The organism is Kitasatospora sp. NPDC087861 (genome assembly GCF_044742585.1).
Classification (GTDB): Bacteria; Actinomycetota; Actinomycetes; order Streptomycetales; family Streptomycetaceae; genus Kitasatospora.
Map to the genome: position 1 here is coordinate 154818 of NZ_JBIUUS010000010.1, position 15098 is coordinate 169915.

At 72.2% G+C, this 15098-nt stretch carries 12 protein-coding genes; 8 read left to right on the top strand and 4 right to left on the bottom strand.

Annotation, left to right across the window (positions count from 1 at the left end; translation table 11 throughout):
* Positions 1-4: 4 nt before the first annotated feature.
* From ACIOJE_RS16875 to ACIOJE_RS16890, 4 genes are all read left to right on the top strand, one after another.
* Complete coding sequence (locus ACIOJE_RS16875; protein WP_280679933.1) at positions 5-784, top strand: HAD-IIA family hydrolase; 780 nt, start codon at positions 5-7, stop codon at positions 782-784.
* Positions 785-884: 100 nt separating this feature from the next.
* Entirely contained in the window at positions 885-2126 is a 1242-nt protein-coding gene (locus ACIOJE_RS16880; RefSeq protein WP_280679931.1) for a low temperature requirement protein A, read from the top strand.
* Positions 2127-2204: 78 nt separating this feature from the next.
* A complete protein-coding gene (locus ACIOJE_RS16885; RefSeq protein ID WP_280679929.1) occupies positions 2205-2933 on the top strand; it encodes a uracil-DNA glycosylase in 729 nt (242 codons plus the stop codon).
* Between the two features lie 256 nt (positions 2934-3189).
* A complete protein-coding gene (locus ACIOJE_RS16890) occupies positions 3190-4263 on the top strand; it encodes a glycoside hydrolase family 6 protein (protein WP_400776929.1) in 1074 nt (357 codons plus the stop codon).
* Positions 4264-4320: 57 nt separating this feature from the next.
* Here the strand turns inward: ACIOJE_RS16890 and ACIOJE_RS16895 are convergent, their stop codons facing one another.
* From ACIOJE_RS16895 to ACIOJE_RS16910, 4 genes are all read right to left on the bottom strand, one after another.
* Positions 4321-6252, bottom strand: a complete 1932-nt coding sequence (locus tag ACIOJE_RS16895) for a galactose oxidase-like domain-containing protein (RefSeq protein WP_400776930.1) — start codon at positions 6250-6252, stop codon at positions 4321-4323.
* Positions 6253-6407: 155 nt separating this feature from the next.
* Positions 6408-8573 carry a glycosyltransferase family 2 protein gene (locus ACIOJE_RS16900; protein WP_400776932.1) on the bottom strand — a complete coding sequence of 722 codons (2166 nt, stop codon included), beginning with the start codon at positions 8571-8573 and terminating at the stop codon, positions 6408-6410.
* Positions 8574-9153: 580 nt separating this feature from the next.
* Entirely contained in the window at positions 9154-9915 is a 762-nt protein-coding gene (locus tag ACIOJE_RS16905) for a 3-oxoacid CoA-transferase subunit B (protein ID WP_400776934.1), read from the bottom strand.
* Positions 9916-9919: 4 nt separating this feature from the next.
* Entirely contained in the window at positions 9920-10681 is a 762-nt protein-coding gene (locus ACIOJE_RS16910) for a CoA transferase subunit A (protein ID WP_280679920.1), read from the bottom strand.
* 320 nt (positions 10682-11001) lie between these two features.
* Here ACIOJE_RS16910 and ACIOJE_RS16915 point away from each other — a divergent pair, with 320 nt between their 5' ends.
* The 4 genes from ACIOJE_RS16915 (at position 11002) to ACIOJE_RS16930 (ending at position 14895) form a co-directional block, all read left to right on the top strand.
* Positions 11002-12276 carry a substrate-binding domain-containing protein gene (locus tag ACIOJE_RS16915; RefSeq protein WP_400776936.1) on the top strand — a complete coding sequence of 425 codons (1275 nt, stop codon included), beginning with the start codon at positions 11002-11004 and terminating at the stop codon, positions 12274-12276.
* 134 nt (positions 12277-12410) lie between these two features.
* Positions 12411-13187: an ABC transporter ATP-binding protein gene (locus tag ACIOJE_RS16920; protein WP_400776937.1), complete on the top strand. Its 777-nt coding sequence runs from the start codon at positions 12411-12413 to the stop codon at positions 13185-13187.
* Positions 13184-14029: an ABC transporter ATP-binding protein gene (locus tag ACIOJE_RS16925; RefSeq protein ID WP_400776939.1), complete on the top strand. Its 846-nt coding sequence runs from the start codon at positions 13184-13186 to the stop codon at positions 14027-14029. Before ACIOJE_RS16920 ends, ACIOJE_RS16925 begins: the two co-directional genes overlap by 4 nt.
* Positions 14029-14895 (top strand): branched-chain amino acid ABC transporter permease, encoded by an 867-nt coding sequence (locus ACIOJE_RS16930; RefSeq protein WP_280679912.1) that lies wholly within the window; start codon positions 14029-14031, stop codon positions 14893-14895. Before ACIOJE_RS16925 ends, ACIOJE_RS16930 begins: the two co-directional genes overlap by 1 nt.
* Positions 14896-15098 lie beyond the last annotated feature (203 nt).

A 15098-nucleotide genomic window follows, 5' to 3' on the forward strand; every position in this document is an offset into this window, starting at 1 on the left:
GCACGTGGCAGACCGCAAGCCCATCGAGTCCTGGCTGACCGACATGGACGGTGTCCTCATCCACGAGGGCACGCCGATCCCCGGCGCGAAGGAGTTCCTGCGCAGGCTGCGGGAGTCCGGCAAGCCGTTCCTGGTTCTCACCAACAACTCCATCTACACCCCGCGCGACCTCAGCGCCCGCCTGGCCGGCATGGGGCTGGAGGTGCCCGAGGACTGCATCTGGACCTCCGCCCTGGCCACCGCCAAGTTCCTCCAGGGCCAGCGCCCGGGCGGCACCGCGTACGTGATCGGCGAGGCGGGGCTCACCACCGCGCTGTACCAGGCCGGTTACGTGCTGACCGACAACAACCCGGACTACGTCGTCCTCGGCGAGACCCGTACCTACAGCTTCGAGGCGCTCACCAAGGCGATCCGCCTGATCAACCAGGGCGCCCGGTTCATCTGCACCAACCCGGACGAGACCGGCCCGTCCACCGAGGGCGTGCTGCCGGCCACCGGCTCGGTCGCGGCCCTGATCACCAAGGCGACCGGCGTCGAGCCGTACTTCGTCGGCAAGCCCAACCCGCTGATGATGCGGGAGGCGCTGAACACCGCCGGGGCCCACTCCGAGACCGCCGTGATGATCGGCGACCGGATGGACACCGACATCGTCGCGGGCATGGAGGCCGGCATGGAGACCATCCTGGTCCTCACCGGCCTGACCGCCGCCGACGACGTCGAGCGCTTCCCGTACCGGCCGACCCGGGTGGTCAAGTCGATCGCGGACCTGGTCGAGCTGGTCTAGCCTCTGCGGTGCTGTCGTGGGCCCCGTTCCGGCCGGTCGCCGGGGCGGGGCCCGTTTCGTACCGGTGGGGACTGTGGGGACTGTGGGGGGCAACGGCGCCATGCGTGCGACGGGGGACACCGAGGGCGCCTCGGGCATCGACGAGGGGTGGGCCGTCGAGGACACGGCGGGGGCGGGCGCCGAGGGCGCCGAGGAGAAGCGGGTCACCTGGGCCGAGCTCTACTTCGACCTGGTCTTCGTCTTCGCGATCACCCAGGTCTCGGGCCTGCTGCACCACCACCACGACGCCACCGGGCTCGTCCGGGCGCTGGTGGTGTTCGTGCCGGTGTACTGGTGCTGGGTGGGCACCACCGTGCAGGCCAACATCCGGGACGTGGACAACCTGCGGGACCGCCTCGGCATCCTGGCGGTCGGGCTGGCCGGCCTGTTCATGGCGCTCGCCGTCCCGGGCGCGTACGGCGGGCGGGGCGTGCTGCTCGGCGCCGCGTACTGGCTGGCCCGGCTGGTGCTGCTGCTCCTGCTGATCCGCGTCCCGGGCGTCTGGCGCGGTCCGTACGGCGCCGGCGTGCTGGTCAGCGGGCCGCTGCTGGTCGCGGGCGGGCTGCTGCCGGACGGGCCGCGGCTGGCGCTGTGGGCGGCGGCCGCGCTCTGCGACCTGGCCGCGCCGCTGGTGTTCCGGCGGCGGCTGGCCGCGGTGGCGTACCACCCCTCGCACATGCCGGAGCGGTTCGCGCTGTTCCTGCTGGTGGCGCTCGGCGAGTCGATCGTCGGGATCGGCGGGACGGCGGCCGGTGCGCGGCTGGACGCCGCCGAACTCGCCGCCGTGGCCGCCGCGTTCACCATTTCGGCGGGCCTGTGGTGGCAGTACTTCGTGTACGCGGCGGACGCGATGCGGTACGCCGTGGTGGTCGCCGACTCCCGGCGGGACGTCATCCGCCGGATCTTCCAGTACGGGCATCTGGCGCTGGCCGCCGGGGTGATCGGGGTGGCGGTCGGCTTCGGGGAGACGGTCGCGGACCCGTGGCAGGCGCTCGGCCCGGGGTCGGTGGCGCTGCTGTACGGCGGGTGCGGGCTGTACCTGCTGACCTTCGGGTACACCCGCTGGATGATGTTCCGCAAGGTCGCGACGACCCGGGTCGGCGCGGCGGTGGTCGTGCTGGGGCTGGCGCCGGCGATGGTACGGCTGCCGGCGCTGGCGGTGCTCGTGACGCTGGCGGTGCTGCTGGTGGCCCTCAACGTGGTGGAGCACCTCCGGGTGGAGCGGGCGACCGCCGCGAACTCCCCTTCCGCTCCGTCCCCTTCTTCCGCTTCCTCCGGGCCTGCCCGCGCTCCGGCGGAGTGAGGTGTCAGTGGGGCTGTGTAGCGTTCGGGGTGGAAGAGGGCGTGCGGCACAACAGCCGCGGTGTGGGAGGTAGATGTCGTGACGGACACGGTCGAGGCTGGCGCGGTCGAGGCTGGCGAGGGCGGCGGGCTGGAGCTGCCCGAGTCCTGGCGCGCCGTGCTGGGCGCCGAGACGGAGAAGCCGTACTTCGCCGAGCTGGCGGCCTTCGTGGCGGCCGAGCGCGCGCAGCACCAGGTGTTCCCGCCGAGCGGCCAGGAGTTCGCCGCACTGGAGGCCACGCCGTACGAGAAGGTCCGGGTGCTCGTCCTCGGCCAGGACCCGTACCACGACGACGGCCAGGCCCACGGCATGAGCTTCTCGGTGCTGCCCGGCACCAGGACGCCGCCCTCGCTGCGCAACATCTTCAAGGAGCTGGACGCCGACCTCGGCATCCCCGCCCCGGACAACGGCTACCTGATGCACTGGGCCGAGCAGGGCGTCCTGCTGCTCAACGCGGTGCTCACGGTGCGCGCGCACGAGGCCAACTCGCACAAGGCGAAGGGCTGGGAGAAGTTCACCGACGCGGTGATCAAGGCGGTGAGCGAGCGCGAGGAGCCGGTGGTCTTCGTACTGTGGGGCAACTACGCGAAGAAGAAGCTGCCGCTGATCGACACGTCCAAGCACGTGGTCGTGCAGGGGGCGCACCCGTCGCCGCTGTCCGCCAAGCTGTTCTTCGGCAGCCGTCCGTTCTCGCAGATCAACACGGCGCTGGACGGCTTCGGCGGCGAGTCGATCGACTGGCAGGTGCCGAACCTGAAGCAGGGCTGAGCGCCGGGGGCTGAGTGACCTGGGTTGAACGACGTGGGTTGAACGCCGGGGGCTGAGCGACGTGGGTTGAGCGCCTGGGGGGTGGTCGAGTGACGGGCGGTCCGGGCGGGCGGGGCCGCCCGGACCGCCCGCTCACGGCCGCCTTCCGTTCACCGCCCGTCGCGGCCGGCCGGTTCCCGGTGTGCTTAGCTGGTGCCGACCGGTCGCCGGACCGGTTCTGGGGGAGGGGCGGTACGTGCGCCGGGTGGGACGGATCGTGGCAATCCGACGGGCCGTGGGGGCGGCCCTGGTCGTGCTGTTGGCGGGGGCCACCGGCTGCAGCGGCTCGACCGGCGGCTCGAACGGGGGATCCTCCGGCGGATCTTCCGGCGGCCGTGGTGGCACCGCACCGGCCGCTGCGCCCGACGTCGCCACCCCTGGCCGGGCCACCGGCCCCGCAGGCCTCGCCCAGCTTTCCGGCCAGGCCTTCTACGTCTCCGACCAGACCAACGCCGCCCGGCAGGTGGCCGCGCTGCGCGGCCAGGGCCGGCCGGCGGAGGCCGACACGCTGCTGCGGATCGCCGCCCAGCCCTCCTCGCAGTGGCTCGGCGAGCAGGGCGCCAAGGAGATCGCCGAGCAGGTCAGCCGCCGGGCCGCCGAGGCGGACCGGACGGCGGTCTTCGTCGCCTACAACATCCCGCACCGCGACTGCGGCCTCTACTCGGCCGGCGGCGCCGCCGACGCCGCGTCCTACCGGGCCTGGATCAGCGGCGTCGCGGAGGCTCTCGGCGACCGCAAGGCCTGGGTGGTGCTGGAACCGGACGCCGTCGCCCACACCCTGGACACCTGCGGGATCAAGGGCGACCTGGCCGCCGAGCGCTACGGCCTGCTGGCCTTCGCCGTCCAGGAGTTGAAGAAGCGTCCGCAGGTGCGGGTCTACCTGGACGCGGGCAACCCCGGCTGGGCACAGGACCCGGCCGAACTGTCCACCGCGCTGCGCAAGTCCGGGATCGCGGCGGCGGACGGCTTCGCGGTGAACGTCGCCAACTTCTACGACACCGACCGGAACGCGGCCTACGGGGGCCGGCTCTCGGCCGCCCTGGGCGGGAAGCACTTCGTCATCGACACCAGCCGCAACGGCAACGGCTCGCTGGGCGGCGACGCCTGGTGCAACCCGCCCGGGCGTGCGCTCGGCGAGCGACCGACCGCCGACACCGGCCGGCCGGGGGTCGACGCCTACCTGTGGATCAAGAACCCGGGGGAGTCGGACGGCGAGTGCGGGCGCGGCGAGCCCCGGGCCGGCGAGTTCTGGCTGCCGTACGCGCTCGGCCTGGCGCAGGCCGCCCGCTGAGGGCGCCGGTCGGGTCGGGGTTCGGGCCCGCTGCGGACTCCGTCCGTTCCGTGCCGCTCAGCCGGTCACCTGGATCCAGCGCGCGACCGACGGGGTTCCGGCGGCGTCGGTCAGGAACAGCATGTACCAGCCGGGCGGCAGCAGGTTCGGGTTGCCGGGGAGGGTGAGCGAGACCCCGTCCGCCGAGCGCCCGCTGATGTCCAGGGCCACCGAGCGCTGTTCGACGTCGGTCACGTGGGTGACGGAACTGGGCCGGATCAGCTTGGCGGTGGCGACCGCGTCCGGCCGGGCCGTGCTGATCCGCACGGTGCCGCCGAGCTTCGCCGCCTCCGGTGCGGCGTCCACCTGCGGGCGGTCGCCGTGGAACAGGTACGGCGGGGTGTAGATCTCGATGCGCTGCTCGAACCCGCCCGGCGTGGTCTCCGCCTTGTCCGCGAACAGCGGGTTGGAGCCGAGCACGGCCACCCGGCCGTCCGGCAGCAGCAGCGCCTCGGAGTGGTAGTCGCGGCCGACGGTGGGTTCGGCGGCGGTGCTGAAGGTGTTGGTGTCCGGGTGGTACACCTGCGCCTTGAGCAGGTCGCTGGCTCCCCGGCCCCGGTAGCCGCTGGAGCCGCCGGTGGTGAACACGGTGTCGTTCGGGAGGATCACGCTGTTGAGGTAGCGGGTGCCGCCGGCCGGCAGGTCCGGGCCCGGGGTGAAGGCGGGTTCGGGGGCGGAGAGGTCGACGATGTCGGTCCGGGCGGTGGACAGCGGCGACTCGCCGACGCCCCCGCCGCCGAGCACCATCACCTTCTGCGCCTGCGCGGGCGGCAGCAGGACGGAGGACGAGGTCTCGGTGAGCGCCGGGTCGCGCAGGCCGGGGACGGGCTGGAAAGCGTTGTTCGACAGGTCCCACACCCCGGGATCGCGGCCCTTGTCGGCGGGGCCGTAGCCGGCGTTGGAACCGGAGTAGAAGAGCTTGCCGGAGGCGGTCAGGAAGATCGACGGGTAGGTCGGGAAGTAGCGGTCCGGGCCCTTGGACCAGGTCTTGTTCTTCGGGTCGTAGATCTCGTTGTCGTTGCCGTTGAGGATCTCCCCGGTGTCGTCCAGGCCCGAGACGGTGACCACCCGCCCGTCGCCGAGCCCGGTGAGCGTCGGGTACCAGCGGGCGTACGCCATGTCGGTGACCTGCTCGTACAGCTCGGTGTCCGGGTTGAACTCGAACGCGGAGCGGATGCCCTGGTACTCCTGCTTGTCCAGGGTCAGCTTCGTGCTCTGCCCGTACAGGTTGTGGGCGTCGGTGCCGGTCAGGCCCTTGATCCGGTACTGGGCGGGGGAGCCGGCGACGTAGTCGGCGCCCTCCCCGACCGCCTCGACGAACACGTGCTGCTCGCCGGCGGTGACGACGGTCTGCGGGCCGGAGCCCGTCTTCACCGCGGCCGGGACGGTCACCGGCACGGTCGAGGCGTACTCGCGCCCGTTCGGGGCGACGAAGACGGTGCCCTGGGGGAACGTCCTGGCGCGGTCGGGGCTCTCGTTGCGCACCCGCATGACGCCGGCCGCCTTCTTCACCACGCCCGCCAGCTTCTCGTACCGCTGGGTGCCGCCGGCCACCAGGACGCGGCCGTCCGGCAGCGAGGAGTGGCCGCCGCAGAACATGTCGGCCGGGGTGGGGATCAGCTGGTAGGTGTTCCTGGCCGGGTCCCAGAGCAGGCTGCGGAAGCTGCCCGCGTCGAAGTGCTTCTCGTCGTTGCCGGAGCCGGCCACGATGAGGATCTTTCCGGTGCGCAGCAGCGTGGCGTGGACGGCGTTGACCCGGAACTCCGCGGGCAGGCTGAGGGTCTGCCAGTGGCCGTACTCCGCCTTGTACTCGGGGCGGTTGATCACGTACTGGTGGTACTGCTCGCTGGCGAAGCCGAGGACGGCGGGTGCGTTCATCCCGGCGACGGTCAGCGCGACGGTGCTGCCGAGGGCGAAGCGCTTGGTCCGGCCGGTCTTGTGGATCTTCATGGTGGGTGGTCCCCTCGTGAGGTTCGGAGGCTCTTGAGGTGGTCGGGCGGTCGGCGGGCGGCGGGCGGGCGGTCGGGGCGGGCGCAGCGGGTGGTGGGCGGGCGGGCGGTCGGGCGGTCGGTGGCGGGTCTGGCGGCGAGGTGGGCGGGGTGGGCTCAGCGGGCGGTGGTGCTCTCCGCCCGGCCGGGCGTCGCCGCGGTGACCGGTGTGGTGACCGGTGTGGTGACCGGAGGCGTGGGCGCTGCGGCCTGGGCGGTGGCCCGAGCGGTGGCCGGGGCTCGGCGCGGGTCGCGGGCGTGTCGGGGTCGGCGCTTCTCCAGGACGACCCTCGGGGTCGCCGCCGGACCGCCGGTGACCGTGAGGGTGGCCGTGGGCCGGGTGCGCCGGCGGCGGACGGCGTCGCCGACCAGCACCAGGAGTGGCAGCACGGTCAGGACCAGGGCGATCCAGGCCCAGGTGCGCATCGCGACGTGGTCGTAACCGGTGAAGAAGGAGGCCGTGATCGCGCCGCCGAACACCAGTGCCCAGAACAGGTGGAACCGGAAGGTGCTCACCCGGTCCGCGCTGGCCGAACGGCCCTTCGGCGTCACCACGAAGCGGCTGCGCCGCCGCAGCAGCGCCTGCACCAGCGCGGCCGCGTAGACCGGTCCGCAGAGCGCCGACATCAGCATGCCCGCGACCCCGGAGGAGCCGGCCGGCTCGTGCGGGCTCACGTTGTGCTTCCGGTTCCAGGTGTAGAGCAGCAGTTGGAGCGCGGCGGCGTCGCTGTACAGCATCATCCAGATCTCGGAGGACACGTGGACGCCCGAGGCGCCGAACCCCAGATAGAGCACGCTGGAGAGGCCGCCGAGCAGCCAGGTGATCGCCGCCATCGGGTAGAAGCCCACCATCAGCGAGTAGTTGAGCAGCCGGCCGGGCGACAGCTGCCAGAGCACCCGCCAGTACTGGGTGAGCAGGGTCTCGTAGGTGCCGCGGCTCCAGCGCAGTTGCTGGGAGAAGAAGTCGGTCCAGGAGGACGGGCCCTCGCCGACCGCGAGCACGTCCGGGGTGTACACGGACTTCCAGCGTTCACCGGTTTCGGGGTTTCGGCTCCGGTGGAACTCCAGACCGGTCGCCATATCCTCCGTGATGGAGTCGTACAACCCGCCGATCGACTGGAGCGCACGAATTCTGACGGCGTTGTTGGTGCCGACGAACATGGGCGCGCCGTAACGGTTTCCGGCGCGCTGGATGAGCGCGTGGAAGAGGTACTGCTGGCTCTCGGAGAATTTGGTGACGGCGGAACCCGAGCTCCGGTAGTTCCCGTACACCTGGGGGCCGACCACGAATGCCACGTCCGGGTCGCGGAAGTAGCCCAGCATCCGCTCGCAGAAGTCCGGCAGCGGGGCGTGGTCGGTGTCGACCGAGACCCAGAAGTCGTAGTCGTCCCCGTGCGCCTGCAGCCAGGCGTTGTAGTTGCCGTGCTTGGTCCTGGCGCGGAACCGTCCCTTGGGCCGGTTCCAGTGCGGGCGGCCGAACCGGCTGAAGTGGCGGACGCCCAGTTCGGTGCAGAGCGCCTGCATTGCAGGATCGTTTCCCTCGTCCAACAGCCAGACGTCGTACGGGCCTTCGTGCCGGACGCCGCGTGCCGCGACCAGCGTGGACCGCACCATCTCCGGCGGCTCCTTGCCCGGCACGCAGGTGGTGAGGAACGCGACCCGGGTGCCGGACTCCGGTGTCACCGGTATCGGATCGCGGGCGACGAGCGTGGCGTGGGCGTTGGACACGACGTTGACCAGCCGGAACACCTCGACCACGGCGATGATCCCGATCATCACCTTGTCGCCCAGCAACACCAGGGTCTGCGTCTCGCCGGGGCGCTCCGGCCAGTGCTCCGGCAGCAGCAGCCAGACCAGCAGCACCGCCTCCACCAGCGGGGCGGCCACCAGCAGCAGCGCGGCGCGGATCCGGTGCGGCTCGCGGCGTAACAGGCTGCGGTACTGGACGCGGTAGGGGGCGGGGGCCGGAGTGCCGGTCGGGGTGCCGGTCGGGGTGCCGGTCGGAGGTCGCGCGGGCTGCGGTGCGGGCCAGTGCTCGGCCTGCGGTGCGGGCCACTGCGTCGGAGGGGTGCCGGGGTGGGTGGGCTCGGGCCGGTAGACGCCGCCGCCGAGGTCGTCGTCCTCGTCCGGGTCCCGGGCCGGACCGGCGAGCCGACTGAAGTGGCCGTAGTCGTACGGGGCTTCGGGCACCGGAACGGTGGCCAGGTCGTCGTCGAGCCGCCGTCCGGCGCCTCGTCCGCGGGCCGTCGCGGCGTCCTTCCGTCGCGCGAACGGCATGGTCATCGTCTGCTCCCCCCGCCGGGGCCGACCGTGCCGGTGGGCCCATTGGTGCGTGTTCAGACCGGGGGTATGCGACCCGCCGTCCCGTGGCGCGCCCGGCCGGCCGCGTCCGGCGGGGCCGGTCCGTTCCCCCCGGAGCCTTGCTTCGCCGTGCCTCGAAAGCCGTTCCGGTGGAACACCGCCCGGTGGACCGCCGTCTCTCCAGGCGGTCTTCCGGTCCGTCATTCGCGTCATGCGTCTGCGAGCGGAATCCATTGCGTGTTGACATGGGACTTCGAATGCGGATCAAGGTGTGCTTCCCGGCTTCCCCTCCGGGCACGCGGGAACCACGGCGTCCCCAACTCTCCCGGAGGGCAACCGTGATCGCAACCGATCTGGGAAATGATCACCGCGCAAGCATGAAGATCCTACGGTTCCAAGCCAATCCGGGTCGCGGTGGTGCTAATGCGGCGAATTCGAGGGAACGCCGGAACGGCCGGACCACCCCGGCTGGTGGTCCGGCCGTTCAAGCGGAGCCGGCCCGGCGCGTTCGGTCCGGTCCTGACTGGTCCTGTCTAGTTCGGTCCGTCTGGGCTGATCCCGGTCAGCGCGGAGGGAGGAGGGCTGCGCCCGTGGCGGCCTGGACGTCCGAGAACGCCACGCCCGGGGCCGTCTCCACCACGCGCAACCCCTCCGGCGTCACGTCGACCACGGCCAGGTCGGTCACGATCCGGTTCACGACTCCCCGACCGGTAGCGGGAAGCGAGAGCTCCTCGACGATCTTCGGGGAACCGTCCCGGGCGGTGTGCTCCATGACCACGATCAGTCGGCGGGCCCCGTGCACGAGGTCCATCGCGCCGCCCATGCCCTTGACCATCTTGCCGGGGATCATCCAGTTGGCGAGGTCGCCGGCGGCCGACACCTGCATCGCGCCGAGCACCGAGACGTCGATCCGGCCGGCCCGGATCATGCCGAAGGAGAAGGCGGAGTCGAAGTACGAGGCGCCGGGGGCGACCGTCACCGTCTCCTTCCCGGCGTTGATCAGATCGGCGTGCTCCGCGCCCTCGACCGGGTAGGGGCCCACGCCCAGGATGCCGTTCTCCGAGTGCAGGACCACCTCGACCCCCGGCGGCAGGTGATTGGGGATCAGCGTGGGCAGGCCGATGCCCAGGTTCACGTACTGCCCGTCGCGCAGTTCACGGGCCGCTCGGGCGGCCAGGGCGTTGCGCGGGTCGAGGCCGGGCTGTGGGTGGCGGACACCCCCGGGGGCGGGGGTGCTGTTCGGGGTCGCGATGCGGGTCCGGGGCGTGGTGCTGGTCCGGGGTGTAGTGCTGGTCCGGGGCGTGGTGCTGGTCGGGCTGGACATCGGCTCAGGCCTCCTGGAGTGCGGGCCGGACGGTCCGGCGCTCGATGCGGCGGTCCGCGGGATCGGCGGCCACCACCCGGTCCACGTACACCCCGGGCAGGTGCACGGCGTCCGGGGCGAGCTCGCCCGGTTCGACGATCCGGTCCGCCTCGACCAGGGTGATCCGGCCCGCCGTCGCGCAGAGCGGGTTGAAGTTACGGGCGGCGGCGTGGAACACGCAGTTCCCGTGCCGGTCCGCCACCTCGGCCCGGACCAGCGCGAAGTCCGCCGTGATCGCCTCCTCCAGCAGGTACCGGCGGCCGCCGAACTCCCGGACCTCCTTGGCCGGCGAGGCCAGTGCCACCGAGCCGTCCGCCGCGTAGCGCCAGGGCAGCCCGCCCTCCTCGACCTGGGTGCCGACCCCGGCCGGGGTGTAGAACGCGGGGATGCCCGCGCCGCCGGCCCGCAGCCGCTCGGCCAGCGTGCCCTGCGGGGTCAGCTCCACCTCCAACTCGCCGGAGAGGTACTGCCGGGCGAACTCCTTGTTCTCGCCGACGTACGAGGACGTCATCCGGGCGATCCGGCCCGCCCGCAGCAGCAGGCCGAGCCCCCAGTCGTCCACCCCGCAGTTGTTCGACACCACGCGCAGGCCGGTGGTGCCGGTGTCCGCCAGGGCGCCGATCAGCGTGCTCGGGATGCCGCAGAGGCCGAAGCCTCCGACAGCCAGCACCGCGTGGTCGGGGATGTCCGCGACCGCGTCGGCGGGGGAGTCCAGGACCTTGTCCAAGGGATCACCTCGTGAGGAGTGGGATACGGGAGAGGGCGCACGATCCGGGCGGGCGCGGCAGCCGCCGCCGGACGGCTGCCGCGCCCCTCCACCGTCACCGGGTGCGGGCCGCCGTAGCCATGGCGGCCGCCGCCATGCACGGATGCCGGCCCGTGTCGGCAGACCACACCCGGGTGCCCGGGGAGCGGCGCCGACCGGGTGGTATGTCGGCTGGGGCCACATCAGGGCGGGCTGATGCGTCGCTCGGGCACATGTCGCCAGTCCCACCGCACACCTACGGTTCCGGCATCCACCCGCCGCACCCCCAGGAGTCGGTCACCATGCGCAGCTCGACAGCCCCCACTCGGACCGCCTCCGGCGCCCGCCCGGGCGAGGCCCTGACCGGCGGCCCGGCCCGGAAGCTCGCCGCCGTCGCGGCGTGCGTCCTGCTCGCCGCAGGCTGCGCCAAGGCCGGTACCGCCGGGACGGCCTCGGCGGGCGGCGGTGGTGCGAAGAGCCCGGTCAAGGTCGGCCTGGTGTACTCCAAGACCGGGCCGCTGGCGGCCTACGGCAAGCAGTACCTGGAGGGGTTCAAGGCGGGTCTGAGCTACGCGACCAAGGGCACCGGCGCGGTCGACGGCCACAAGATCGAGTTCGAGGAGCAGGACGACGCGGGCGACCCGGCCAAGGCGGTGTCCGCCGCCAAGGACCTGATCGGCAAGGGCTACAAGGTCCTGGCCGGCTCCACCGCCTCGGGTGTCGCCCTCCAGGTCGGCCCGATCGCCGCCCAGAACAAGGTGCTCTTCATCAGCGGCCCGGCCGCCGCCGACAAGGTCACCGGCTTGAACAAGTACACCTTCCGTTCCGGCCGCCAGTCCTACCAGGACATCCGCACCGCGGCCTCGTTCATCGGTGACGCCAAGGGCAAGAAGGTCACCGTGCTCGCTCAGGACAACGCCTTCGGGCAGGCCAACGTGGCCGCCGTCAAGGCCGTGCTCGGCGCCCAGGGCGCGACGGTCGACCAGGTGCTCGCCCCGCCCAGCGCCACCGACCTCACCCCGTTCGCCACCCAGGCCAAGACCGCCAAGCCCGACCTGCTGTTCGTCGCCTGGGCCGGTGACACCGCCTCGGCCCTGTGGACGGCGCTCAACCAGCAGGACGTGTTCGCCGACACCAAGGTCGTCACCGGGCTGGACCTGGCCGCCTCCTACCCGCTGTTCGGCCCGGCGGCCGAGAAGATCTCCTTTCTGAACCACTACTTCGGCGGCGCCGCCGGCACCCCGGTGGAGAAGGCCATGGACGAGGCCGTCACCGCCGCCGGCGGGAAGACCGACATCTTCACGCCCGACGGCTTCACCGCCGCCCAGCTGATCGTGCACGCCGTCGAGGCCAACCACGGCTCCGCCGACGACACTTCGGCCCTGGTCAAGGCGCTGGAGGGCTGGAGCTTCGACGGGGTGAAGGGACGCACCACGGTGCGCGCCGAGGACCACGCCCTCCTCCAGCCGATGTTCCAGGCCCGGCTGACCGGCACCGGGGGCGCCGCCAAGCCCTCGGTGGAGAAGGCCCTGACGGCAGACGAGGTGGCGCCCCCGGTCACCCCGATGGCGGGCTGATCCCGATGCCCGCTCCCACTGCCTCCACTCCTTCCCCGCTCGGCTCCTCGTCCGGTTCCCCGCGCGGCCCCTCGTCCACTGAATCGTCCGCTGCCTCGTCTGTTGCCTCGTCCGGCCCCCGCCCGTCCGCGTCGGTGTCGCCCACCGTGGGCGGCGGCCGGGCCGCCCCGGTGCTGCGGTTGGACGGACTCGGCTGGTCCGTCCGCGGTGTGCCGATCGTCGAGGACGTCTCCTTCTCGGTCGGCGAGGGCGAGTTCGTCGCCTTCATCGGGCCCAACGGTGCCGGGAAGACCTCCCTCTTCAACCTGATATCCGGCATCTATCCGGCGAGTCACGGCAGCCTTCAGCTCGACGGCGTGGACATCACCGCCGAGGCCGTGCACGCCAGGGCGCGCCGGGGGCTTGGGCGTACCTTCCAGACCTCCTCTCTCTGGCCGGGGATGACGGTCGCCGACCACGTCCGCCTGGCCGCCCAGGCGGCGGCGGGGCCGCGTGCCTCGTACCGGCTCTGGCGCCGCGCCGACCGATACCAGGAGCAACTGGCCGAGACCCTCCACCGCACCGAACTCACCCACCGCGCGGACACCTTGGCGGGCGCGCTCTCGCACGGCGAGAAGCGCAAGCTGGAACTGGCCGTCCTCCTCGTCTCCGATCCGCGGCTGATCCTGCTGGACGAGCCGATGGCCGGGGTGAGTGCGGAGGAGGTCCCCGCCCTCACCGCGCTGATCCGGTCCGTGCACCGTGACCTCGGCCGGACCGTCCTGATGGTCGAGCACCACATGGACGTTCTGCTCGGCCTGGCCGACCGACTCGCGGTGATGCACCACGGCACGCTGCTCGCGCTGGACACCCCCGAGGCCGTGATGGCCAACCCGACCGTGCAACAGGCCTACCTGGGTGAGGCGCTGTGATCTCCTCTCCGTTCTCCTCGCCTTCCTCCTCTGCCACGCCCACGTCTCCTGCCGACCCCCTCCTCTCCGTCCGTGATCTGCGGGTGGTCATCGACGGGCTGCACATCCTGCACGGTGTTGACCTCGATGTGGCCCCTGCCGGGGTGACCGCACTCCTCGGCCGCAACGGCGCCGGTAAGACCACCGCCGTCAAGGCCGTGATGGGCCTGGTGCCGCGCACCGGAAGCGTCCGTTTCTCCGGTGTCGAACTCTCCTCCCTTCCCACGCATCTGGTGGTTCGTCACGGCATCGGCTATGCGCCCGAGGACCGGGGGATCTTCGCCGGCCTGACGGTCGCCGAGAACCTCCGCCTCGCCGAGCGCGGCGCCCGGGGCGAGGCCGGGGCGGACGAGCCGAACTATCCGCTCGTCCACGAGCTCTTCCCCGAACTCAAGCAGCGGGCCGGGCAGCTGGCCGGGACGCTCTCCGGCGGCCAGCAGCAGATGGTGGCGATCGGACGGACGCTGCTCAACCGCAACCGGTTGATCATCGCCGACGAGCCCACCAAGGGCCTGGCACCGAAGATCGTCGCCGAGGTGGCCGAGGTGTTGGCGCGAGCGGCTGAGGCCGTGCCCGTTCTCCTGGTCGAGCAGAACCTCGCCCTCGTCCGACGGCTGGCCGGCACCTGTGCGGTCCTGGCCGACGGCCGCACCGCCCACCGAGGCGACACCGCCGAGCTGTTGGCCGACGAGGAAGCCGCCCGCCGCTTGCTCGGCGTCGGCTCCCGTCACCCGCTCGCCGGCGGTCCCCGGCCCGCCGTGGCTCCGGCCGCCCCTGTCGTCACCGCGGAGGTGAAGCCCTGATGGACACTGTCGTCCTCCTTTCCTGTACCGGACTCGGTCTTGGTGCGCTGTACTTCCTGGTCGCCTCCGGTCTGTCGCTGATCTTCGGTCTGATGGACGTGCTCAACTTCGCGCACGGCGCCCTGCTCTCCATCGGCGCCTATGCCACCTGGTGGGCCGGCACCGAGGCCGGCCTCTCGTTCTGGCTCGCGGTGCCGTTCGGCACCCTGGTCGGGACGGCCGCCGCCGTCCTGCTGGAGCTCTTCCTGATCCGCCCGCTCTACAGTCGGCCGCGTGATCAGATCCTCGCCACCGTCGGAGTCGGGCTCGCCGTACCCGCCCTCCTGATGGGGGTCTGGGGCGCGGACGCCCGCCCCTTCCCCCAGCCGGCCGTGCTCTCCGGTACCTGGCACGTGCTCGGTGCGACCGTCCCGGTCAACCGCTTCGTGCTCGTGGCCGCGGCCGCGCTGCTGTTGCTCGCTCTTCGGTTGTTCCTCGCCCGTACCCGCTACGGGCTGATCGTCCGGGCCGGCGTCGAGGACCGGGCGATGGTCACGGCGCTCGGCATCGACGTCCGGAAGGCGTTCACCCTCGTCTTCGCCATCGGCGGGGCGGCCGCCGCGCTCGGCGGTGCCCTCGGCGGCCTCTACTTCGGTTCGGTCAATCCCGGCCAGGGGACCGGCCTGCTCATCTTCGCCTTCGTCGTCGTGGTGATGGGCGGCATGGGCTCCGTGACCGGAGCCGCCGTCGCCTCGGTGTGCGTCGGCCTCGTCCAGCAGTTCGCCAACTACTACACCGGCGCCGGGCTCGGCGACCTCTCGGTCGTCGTCCTGCTCGCCGTGCTGCTTCTGGTCCGACCCCGTGGACTCACCGGGAGGCTCGCGTGAGCGCCGAAACTCCGATCACGAGCACCGGTGGCCCCGCGGTCGACCGCAGCGCCGCCACCTCGGCAGGGGGGACTGACACCAGCCCTGCCATGACCGCCGTGCAAGCAGAGGGGACTGACACCAGCTCCGCCGAGACCGTCACTGTGGCAAGGGGGACTGACACCGGCCTTGCCGAGCCCCATTGTGAACACACAGTCGACCTG

What these genes read in the sequence shown, in the direction of transcription:
- ACIOJE_RS16895 (WP_400776930.1), bottom strand. Translation starts at nt 6,252, where the DNA reads ATGAAGATCCACAAGACCGGCCGGACCAAGCGCTTCGCCCTCGGCAGC.
- ACIOJE_RS16900 (WP_400776932.1), bottom strand. Translation starts at nt 8,573, where the DNA reads ATGACCATGCCGTTCGCGCGACGGAAGGACGCCGCGACGGCCCGCGGA.
- ACIOJE_RS16905 (WP_400776934.1), bottom strand. Translation starts at nt 9,915, where the DNA reads ATGTCCAGCCCGACCAGCACCACGCCCCGGACCAGCACTACACCCCGG.
- ACIOJE_RS16930 (WP_280679912.1), top strand. Translation starts at nt 14,029, where the DNA reads ATGGACACTGTCGTCCTCCTTTCCTGTACCGGACTCGGTCTTGGTGCG.
- ACIOJE_RS16915 (WP_400776936.1), top strand. Translation starts at nt 11,002, where the DNA reads ATGCGCAGCTCGACAGCCCCCACTCGGACCGCCTCCGGCGCCCGCCCG.
- ACIOJE_RS16880 (WP_280679931.1), top strand. Translation starts at nt 885, where the DNA reads ATGCGTGCGACGGGGGACACCGAGGGCGCCTCGGGCATCGACGAGGGG.